This is a genomic window from Xanthomarina spongicola, assembly GCF_003148645.1.
GTDB classification, from domain to species: domain Bacteria; phylum Bacteroidota; class Bacteroidia; order Flavobacteriales; family Flavobacteriaceae; genus Xanthomarina; species Xanthomarina spongicola.
Genome location: NZ_QGGP01000001.1, coordinates 447,146 through 456,687, shown reverse-complemented (window position 1 = coordinate 456,687; position 9,542 = coordinate 447,146). Strand labels below are relative to the sequence as shown.

The 9,542-nt window shown below is 30.2% G+C and carries 8 protein-coding genes; 4 read left to right on the top strand and 4 right to left on the bottom strand.

Annotated elements, in window-relative coordinates; all coding sequences use genetic code 11:
• Window positions 1–10: 10 nt before the first annotated feature.
• A complete protein-coding gene (locus LX78_RS02050; RefSeq protein WP_109680971.1) occupies window positions 11–1,819 on the bottom strand; it encodes a hypothetical protein in 1,809 nt (602 codons plus the stop codon).
• A gap of 254 nt (window positions 1,820–2,073) precedes the next feature.
• Between LX78_RS02050 and LX78_RS02045 the strand changes: the two genes are divergently transcribed.
• Complete coding sequence (locus LX78_RS02045) at window positions 2,074–3,531, top strand: hypothetical protein (protein ID WP_109680970.1); 1,458 nt, start codon at window positions 2,074–2,076, stop codon at window positions 3,529–3,531.
• 125 nt (window positions 3,532–3,656) lie between these two features.
• On the opposite strand, the gene LX78_RS02040 is transcribed toward LX78_RS02045, so the two are convergent.
• Complete coding sequence (locus LX78_RS02040; RefSeq protein ID WP_109680969.1) at window positions 3,657–4,835, bottom strand: hypothetical protein; 1,179 nt, start codon at window positions 4,833–4,835, stop codon at window positions 3,657–3,659.
• A gap of 422 nt (window positions 4,836–5,257) precedes the next feature.
• Between LX78_RS02040 and LX78_RS02035 the strand changes: the two genes are divergently transcribed.
• Together LX78_RS02035 and LX78_RS02030 are read left to right on the top strand one after the other, a co-directional pair.
• Window positions 5,258–5,626: a hypothetical protein gene (locus LX78_RS02035; RefSeq protein ID WP_109680968.1), complete on the top strand. Its 369-nt coding sequence runs from the start codon at window positions 5,258–5,260 to the stop codon at window positions 5,624–5,626.
• 4 nt (window positions 5,627–5,630) lie between these two features.
• Entirely contained in the window at window positions 5,631–7,334 is a 1,704-nt protein-coding gene (locus LX78_RS02030) for an ABC1 kinase family protein (RefSeq protein WP_109680967.1), read from the top strand.
• Between the two features lie 76 nt (window positions 7,335–7,410).
• Here the strand turns inward: LX78_RS02030 and LX78_RS02025 are convergent, their stop codons facing one another.
• Entirely contained in the window at window positions 7,411–8,016 is a 606-nt protein-coding gene (locus tag LX78_RS02025; protein ID WP_109680966.1) for a hypothetical protein, read from the bottom strand.
• Window positions 8,017–8,136: 120 nt separating this feature from the next.
• Between LX78_RS02025 and LX78_RS02020 the strand changes: the two genes are divergently transcribed.
• Window positions 8,137–8,985, top strand: a complete 849-nt coding sequence (locus tag LX78_RS02020; RefSeq protein ID WP_109680965.1) for a C-GCAxxG-C-C family protein — start codon at window positions 8,137–8,139, stop codon at window positions 8,983–8,985.
• 11 nt (window positions 8,986–8,996) lie between these two features.
• Here the strand turns inward: LX78_RS02020 and LX78_RS02015 are convergent, their stop codons facing one another.
• Window positions 8,997–9,251, bottom strand: a complete 255-nt coding sequence (locus tag LX78_RS02015) for a zinc ribbon domain-containing protein (RefSeq protein WP_109680964.1) — start codon at window positions 9,249–9,251, stop codon at window positions 8,997–8,999.
• Window positions 9,252–9,542 lie beyond the last annotated feature (291 nt).

Here is a 9,542-nt window from a genome sequence, read left to right as displayed (position 1 = left end):
TATTAATTAATTAAACAAGTTCCAAATCAGGAATCATAACAGCTATTAATTCTTCTTTATAAAACTGAAGCTCTTCTTGAATGTGTTTATTTTCATCTGAAATAGTTGTTACAAACAACTCTTGGTAATAGGCAATGCCATCAAATAAATTGCTTTTAAAAGCTTCCCATTTCTTTATTTGTTTGCTTGTTATATCTTCAGAAATTGTAGCTATTTCATTTTTTAAATAGTCTACATACATTTTCAATTCTTTAACAAACATGTTCGGACGATTTATGTTAGAAAGTACAGATGCCTTTCCATAAATATGTTGCATCATACTAGAAAGCGACACTTCTTTATCAAAATAAGCCAGATTTGGTCCTGGACAAATAACCACACCTTGTTCCTGACCTTTAATAGGAATATTGTTTTCTAAATAAGATGCATTTGTCAACCCAACACAAAGACACGCTTTCTCGGTAATTTTAGCTTTAGCATTTTCGTACATGCTTGTAGAAACTTCTAATCTTTTTGTTTCTAATTCTACCAATTTTACATCCTGATATTTTTTTGATGCTGTACAAATACCTTCTGGGCCAAACTCTTTACTCAATGCCAAATATTTTTTCGGACAAGAACTTCCTGCTTTATCATCGTCAATACGTTTTTGTTTAAAAAATTCGTTGGTGGTACCTTTTATGGTATTGAAAGGGACTCCTAAAGGCGAAATGCCACTTAAATACAAATCTTTTTCTTGAGCCTTGGCTAATAAATCTCTAGTTTTTTTATCGACAGAAGTCGCTTCAGGAACCAACAAGAATGGTGTTCCCCAACCAACAGAATCCACTTGATAATTATTAATAAGAAATTCGTGTTCGTTAGCAGTTCCAACGCCACCTTGAACTGTAATTTTTAAATCTAAAGGTTGAACTGGAATAGACAATTCTTTTGTGCTTAAGGCTTTTATTAAAACATCGTGTGTGTCTTGAATTAACTCCTCCTTTTTATTTTTAAATTCCTCTAAAATTGGGCCTAATAAAAAGCCCTCTGTTGCAAAAGCATGACCTCCACAATTTAAACCAGATTCAATTCTATATTCTGAAACCCAAAGTCCTTTTTTAGCTAAAAATTTTCCTTGAATGGTAGCCGAACGATAATCGCTTACCTTTAAAATGATTTTCTTTTTTAACTGTCCTTGACTATTAGGATAGAAATCATTAAAATTTTCGAAGTAACTATATAATCTTGGATTCATGCCTGCAGAAAGCACGACAGATGAGCTTAAATTACTCTTTGCAAATCCACGAAGTGACGCATGCGCATCATTAAATTCTATTGGTAATTGTTCGCTTTTAACAAAGTTATCTTTATCTACTTTGGTCATGATATTCACATCAATATCACCAGCAGTTAAATGCGTTTCCAAATAGTTTTTTATATTTTCCTTAAGCGCAGAACCTTCAACCATTAAATTGGAAAGTCCTTCCTTGATAGTAGATTTATTAGGTAATGAGTCCAAGAAGTTTTCTAAGGCTACTTTACTTTCTGAAAGCTCTGTTTTAAACTTTGAAAATTTTTCTTTAACTATGGTATCCACCAAATTTAAATAAGATGTTATGCGTTCGGCTCGATAATCTTGTGCTTTTTTTGATATTTCCTGATATGGTAAACTAAATTTATTACTATAAAAGGCGTTCATTTTTTCCATAAGCTCATCGTCAATAATAGAAATTACTGACGAGATACCATATTGAGCTACACGAATTGGACTGTCTATAGTGTAAGCTAATCCCATAACTGGAATATGAAATGTGTGTTGTGATTTAGGTAAAGCCATTATTAATTTATTTGAAAATTAAATGAGTTGCAAATATAATAATACCTTTTAGTCTTTTATTGATTTAATTTAGGAAGTTTTAATAAGAATAAAATGGAATTAGAAAGCTACAATTACCAATCATAAGTAGAATCCAGTTATAGCTATTGTTAAAATACATATTGATTCATAAATAATTAAAATGAATTCTTTCAAATTACTTTGAAAACCTTCTTTAAACATTTAAATTTATATTACCATAAAGCAATTATAAAATGACTAACCTATGTTTAAAAACAATAGATCCTTGGTTTTATAAATTTGTTAGTTTATACTTTTTGCTAATATCCTTACAAACATTTGCACAACAAGGTAATTACAGATTCAACAATTTTGGAAATCGTTCCATTTTATTATCTGGAAATGTAACTGGTAGTGTCTCAGATTTAGGTCTTGTATATTACAATCCCTCATTTTTAACAGATGTTGAAAATGTAGGATTCTCACTTAATGCTAAAGGTTACCAGTTAGTTTCTATAAAATTAAAAGGTGCATTAAATGAAGATTCGAATTTAGACAACACGTCTTTTAAAGGTACTTCTGTAATGGCTGGAGCTGTTTTTAATTTACTTGGAACTAGATTTGTTTATTCATATTTCACAAAAGCTAACAATAACATCAATTTAAATTACAGTAGTTATTATTTAAATGATGATATATTAAGTGCTTTTCCAGATGCTGAAAAACACAATGCTAAAATTAGTCTTCAATCTAATAATAGAGATGATTGGACAGGCATAACTTGGGCGAAAAAGATAAGTGATAATTTTAACTTAGGCATATCGGCATTTGCTTCTATTTATAACTATTCAGGTCGATCAGATTTAAATCACACGCTTCAATCTACTGATAATGAAGTTGCATTTTATCAAAACGTCACAAGTTTTAATCAAAAATCTTATGGAATATTTATAAAAATTGGTGCTAATTATCATTTCCCAAAATTCGATTTAGGATTGAATATTAATCTCCCAAATATTGGTGTTTATAATAAAGGGAGTTTTAATTATTCTGAAGTTTTATCTGGTGTTGACCCTGAATACAATCTTTTTGTTGATAATTCTTTTAACGACTTATCTGCCAAAAGAAAAGAACCATTTGGTGTTTCTATTGGTGCAGGTATTCCTATCAAGAAAGGAAAATTACACCTAAATGTTGATTATGTTAGTGGTTTAGCACAATATAGCCGAATAGATATTCCTGATATAGATACAGGTGAAAGTACATTAACTCCAGTAAATTTTGATGAAGAACGTAAGACAATTATTAATTTTGGTGTTGGAGCTGAGTTTTTTCTAAAAGAAAATTTTAAAGCATATGGAGGATTTTCTACAGATTATTATGCCTTAGTGGATAGTGCAAATATTTTCGATTTATCTTCAGATGGTACTAAAAATATTAATGTTGGTGACAATTTTTACCATTTAAGTTTAGGAGTAAACTGGAAATTGAAATGGGCAAATTTAATTATGGGTATTACGTACACAAATGGTTCTAATAATTTTGTAAGTCCTTATAGTTTAGATGTTGATGGCTTTGATATTGACAACAATATAAACTCCACCATAAAATACACGCGCTGGCAATTTGTTGTAGGTATCGATGTACCTATTTTTAGCAAGAAAGTAAAAGAAATTATGAATAAAAAAGATAAATCTGGCAGTGAAGAATAAATAGTATAAAGAAATAGGTTAAAGCAACAAGCCTCTTATTTTGTTCGACCCATACAAAAACAAAAGCCTCTACATTTCTGTAAAGGCTTTTTTGTAAAATATAACTTTATTTTATTATTCTGGGATCAATCAAGTACTTCACAGATAACGCCATGAGCAATCATATATATATCTCCAGACAAATCACTAACCATATAAGTGTCTTCACTAACATGATCTAAATTTCCATGTTTATAAGGATACTGTCCAGGAGCAACGGTTTCTACCCAATTTCTTCCTCTTCTCTTAAGTGGATAAGGTCCATTTCCTAAATATAAATGTGTTTCTGTTAGTACATAACCAGCATCAACTAAATAAGTAACTACAGCCTCACCTGTAACAGAATTATATTCTAAAGTTACTGTTCCAGCTGGCTCACGATTATCTGTATTACAATGTGAAGCTCCAGCATAGATATCCATAGTATAAATTCCGGAAGTAAGAGGACCGTTAGTCCAACCCCATCTGTTAAATCCATTTCCAATGAAACAAGTAGCTTCATCTCCACCTTTTGCAAACATAGTCTCACATCCACCAATTTGGATTTCTTGATGACATGTTAACCTAATGTTATCTATAGCTCCTGAATTATTCATTTCAAGAACCATACGTACAACACCTGCAGTAGATTCTAAATCTACAAGTTGTTTTACATTGTCTTCACCATAAGGAAGTACATGTTCTAATAAGATATTGTTTAATCCATCATATAAAGTAACCACAGTTGGCAATCCATCTGCACCAACTGGTTCTAGGTCAAGCATATCAAAGGAATGAAGAGTTACCATTCCATTTCCATATCCTGAAAAATCAAACTCATATCTAGACCCATTAATTGCACTGTCATCAGGATCTGAACTATCCATATCCTCTGATATAATAAGTACATTTCCTAATGGTACATCGTTACTAGGTTGTGGTCCATCAGAAGAAATTCCTGGGCCTCCAAACATTTCATTTGGAGTTCCTAAATCAAAATCATTGCCTGTAGGGTTTGAAGAATCAAAAATCATGGCAGCATTAATTCCTGGAAAATCGGGATTAACAGCCATTATAGAAATTGTTCCGGAACATCCATTAGGAGTCACTTCTGAAATAATTTCGCCTGCTGCAAAACCATCAAAATTAATTATAGTAACTTCATTTACTAATCTAAAGGAATTTTCTGTTTGGTTTAAGCTTTCAGTGTTTTCGTTTAGTGATTCATTGGTGCAGGAAGCGAAAATCATCGCCAAAACTGCAAATAGTAATCCTATTTTTTTCATAATGTTAAATATGTATTGATTAATAGCTTTACTAAATTAATTTTATACTTTAACATTTCCAAAAATTAACGATAATGTTAATATAATGTCGCTCAAATACAATTATTTTTAAATTGATGAATTTAAAAATAGAAAATCCTCATAATCAATCCTTTATGCATTAAAATAAGTTGCTTAATTAAAAAATGTCAGCTTACAAACAGGACTTTCTTAATTAGGTCTTTAATGCCAAGTATTCTAAATGGTTTCTGTTTTTTATTAATCCATAATTCTCAACTCCATTTTGGCTTTTTAATTAACTCATCAAAAACAAATAAACATCTTTATTATTATTTCTATTGCTTCCTATAAATGATTAATATCATTTTAAAACAAGATCTTAATTAATACATTTAATTTATTCAAGAATTAAATGCATAATTATGAAAACTAAAACCATCTTAGAGTTACTAACACTAAGTTCTAGCCTTTATTATTTGGCAAGAGACACTCAATTTTTAGACAAATTAAATGAACTTTCTGAAAAAGGAAAAGTAAATATCAATCGAATTGTATCTGAAACTCAACTGGATGAAAATGGAAATGAATTGGAGTTTGTAGATAAAATAATTTTAAAAACTCATGAGTTAAAAGAAGAACTTGATGATAAAATTGAAGAATTGGTTGTTAAGTTTTACAAAAAAATGAATGTAGCACATTTAGATGAAATTAAAGCTCTAAATGAAAAACTTGAAAAACTTGACGCAACAGTTGCTCTCTTAGAAGCAAGATTAAATAAACTGGAAACATAGGACAATGGGAATTATAGCAGGAATTGGCAAGAATTTTAGATCTATCTCTAGGTATAACCAAATTATTAAGGTTTTAATAAAATATGGTTTTGAAGATTTAGTTGAATATATAGAAGAAAACAAAAAATACACATTTTTTCAAAAATTAATCCCTAAAACGTCTAGGAAGCGTGCAATTGAATATAGTAAATGGGCAAAAATGAGATTGGTCTGCGAAGAATTAGGTCCAACGTTTGTAAAGTTTGGTCAAATTTTAAGTAACAGACCAGATTTAATTCCTTTAGAATTAGCTTTAGAATTAGAAAAACTTCATGACAATGTGCCACCAATGCCAAAAGAAGTTGCAAAAAAAGTTGTAGAAACAGAACTAAATGATACTGTAGAAAATTTATTTGCTTGGTTTGAGCCAACACCTTTTGCATCTGCTTCTATAGCACAAGTACACAATGTGACTTTGCATTCTGGTAAACGAGTTGCGTTAAAAGTCCAACGCGCAGGTATTCATGAAATTATTGAAGAAGACATAAAAGCAATGTATAAAATTGCAGAGATTTTAGAGAATAGAATACCATCTTTAAAGAGCTTTGATCCTATTGGACTTGTTAAAAACTTTGAGAATTCTATACTAAAAGAAATTGATTTTATAAATGAATCGATTAATGTCCAAAGATTTTTTAATAATTTAAAAGATGATACCTCATTAGATCAATTTGCAGAAGCTCCAAAGGTCTATCAATCTCTAACAACTAAAAAAGTCTTGGCCTTGGAGTTTATTTCTGGAATTAAAATAAACCAAATTGATGCGCTAAAAACTAAAAACGTTGATACTAAAATTATTGCCAAAAGGCTTGCTATAAGCTATTTTAAACAAGTTTTTGAATACGGTTTCTTTCATGCCGATCCACATCCAGGAAATTTATTAGTACTACCAAACAACCATATTTGTTATTTAGATTTTGGTATGATGGGTAGTATGCTCCCAAGGGATGTTTCAATTTTAAGTAATTTATTCATCGCTATTACTTACAAAGACATAAAGAATATAATTAAAGCTTTACAACAACTATCAAATAATACTTCAGTTAAGAACATGAGAGAATTAGAGTTTGATATTAATGAATTTATAGAAAAATACTATGTAAAGGATATTCATGAAAACGAGATGAGTACTATTCTGTTAGAACTTAAAGATATTATTATAGCTCATGATTTAAAAGTTCCAACTTATTTTTTCCTTTTTGCTAGATCTTTGGTAACTCTTGAAGGTGTTATTAATAAACTTGACCCAAATTTAAAACAATTTGAAATTGTAAAACCATATCTAAGAACAAGTGTTACTAAAAAATACAACCCATTAAACATGGGAAAAAAAGTTGTAAATTCTATTGTGGAAATTACAGATTATATGGAAGATTTTCCATCTGATTTGAAAAATGCCATACGTAAAATTAATTCTGGTCAAGTTAAAGTTGATTTAACACATAAAGGTATAGACCCAATGGTACGCACGCTACAAAGAATAACAAAACAATTAATTACAGCTTTTATAATGGTCGCGCTTATAATTGGAGCATCATTGTTTATAATTTTTGAAATTACCCCAATTTGGAATGGCATTTCTTTTATAGGTATGGTCAGTTTCTCCTTAGCTGTAATTTTAGGATTTGGTATGTTAAAGAATATAAACAAAGGGGATTATGATTATTAATTTTCTAAATTAATATGATGAATTTAAACAAAAAAGCACACTTATTAGTGTGCTTTTTTGTTTAAGCTTTTTTGGGTTATGGCTTAGAGAATGCTTTTTTAAAATGCTTAAATGCTTCAGAAATTTCATTTTGAAAATGCTCTATTTTTGTTTCTTCATCTTTCTTTTTGGCGTATTTTACTTTAAGCCTATCGATAAATGTGTTAAAATCTTTTTTGCCTTTTTCAAAAGTATCTTTAGCTTCGTCTTTATCTTTATTAAACTTTTGTTCTAAAATCTCTAATTGAATTTTAAATTGCTCAATTTCTATTAGAGTTAAAGCATACATTCTATTTAAAGTTTCATTTGTTTTAATTTTTACTTCAATATCATGTAAAGTTAAAAGCAATTGCTTTTTTTGCTTTTTAAAAACCTCCCTAGTCTCTGCCTTTCCTAAAGCTAGTTGTACTCGTAATTCATCAAACTTGGTATTAAGTTCTTCAATTTTTTCTTTAACCCCTTTTATTTTATACTCATTGTCGTGAATAAATAGGTTAAATTTCTTTTTAACCTCCTCATACTTATCTTGTACTTCAGCTTTTCCTAAAGCTGTTTGAACTCGAAATTCTTCAAGCTCAACTGCCGTTTTTCTAAGTGCTCCAATAACTTTATCTACAAATTGAATGTCCTCTTTATTTTTCATGATTATTAGATTTTATTATGATATTAAATATCTAAACAAAACTCAAAGTAGACAATGATATATATCAGTGTCTACTTTAATTAAAAATAATATCTTAAAAAGAATTTAATTATAATTGAAATGAAGATGTATATAGAAAATAAAAACGATGCAAAGGAAGTTTTTAAAAAATGCCAAACATGCTCTAGAACCTTTGCGCATTTATTAAATCGTGAATTTGAACATCCTATGGAGCATGAAGAGCGTGCTCTGAATCCATTAGCAGGTGGCATTTTAAACCAAGGCCATCAATGTGGTATGCTTTGGGGAACAGCTTTGGCAATTGGTGCCGAATCATTCCGTAAACACAAAAACCTTGACAAAGCCATTACCATTACAGTTAATGCGACACAAGACATTATCACATCTTTTGTAAAAACCTCTGGAGCTACAGATTGTAAAGACATAATTGGTTATAATCTCACAACTATTTTGGGTATGACAAAATTTATGTTAAAAACCACACTTCAAGGGATGGACAATAGCCTTTGTTTTAATCTCGCTGAACAATGGGCTCCAGAGGCCGTTGAAACAGCAAATAAAAGCCTGTCGGCAGATATTATTATAGCAGAGAAGCCATTGAGTTGTACGTCAGAAGTTTTGAAACAAATGGGAGCTAGTGATGAAGAAACTGTGATGGTCGCGGGATTTGCTGGTGGTCTTGGTTTGAGTGGAAATGCATGTGGTGCATTAAGTGCTGCTATATGGAAACGCATGTTAGATTGGTGTAGAGAGAACCCTACCAAAAGCCCACCTTTTTTCAACAACAAAACTGCAAAAAAAATACTGATGACTTTTAACCAAGCAACCAATAAGAAGATGTTGTGTAGTGATATTTGTGGAAGAAAATTTAAGGATTTAGAAGATCATACCAAATATATAAAACAAGGTGGATGTAAAAAGCTTATTAGCTTGTTAGGCAATGCATGAGCAGATTGTTGCTATTCCCATCGCTTAAGCCTAGGAACACTTCGTGTAAATAGCCAAGCTATAAACCGTGAATATCCTTGCTCTATCATTTTTTCTTTACAAAATGCTTGCATTTCTTTTACAGTACCTTTAAAAGTAAACTCCCCTTTTTGGAAACAGTAACTGCAGTACAAATGGCTTTTGGTATTGTCTGCATTTGTTCCTCCCATTTCTGGGTCTTTGCTTATTGGCATGCCACAACTTTGGCAGTTCTTATATGTTTTCATTATTATTTATAATTAATTTATTCTCATTTTACCAGTTATTACTTCTAATTTAGATTCACGAATGATGGAATCAACACCCTGCATTCAATGTGAAACCTGCCCAAAATTTGTAAATACTATAATTTTATTTTCTTTAGTGTTGTTTTTAATTTCATGTCTAAACTTGAAGTATTAACTTGATAAGGAAAAATATGATTCATGGAATACTCATTTTGGTATTGTCAGTAGTCATTCCGATTTTATTAATTATGACTTGGTACCAAAATGAGTATTTTTTTGGGTTTCATAATC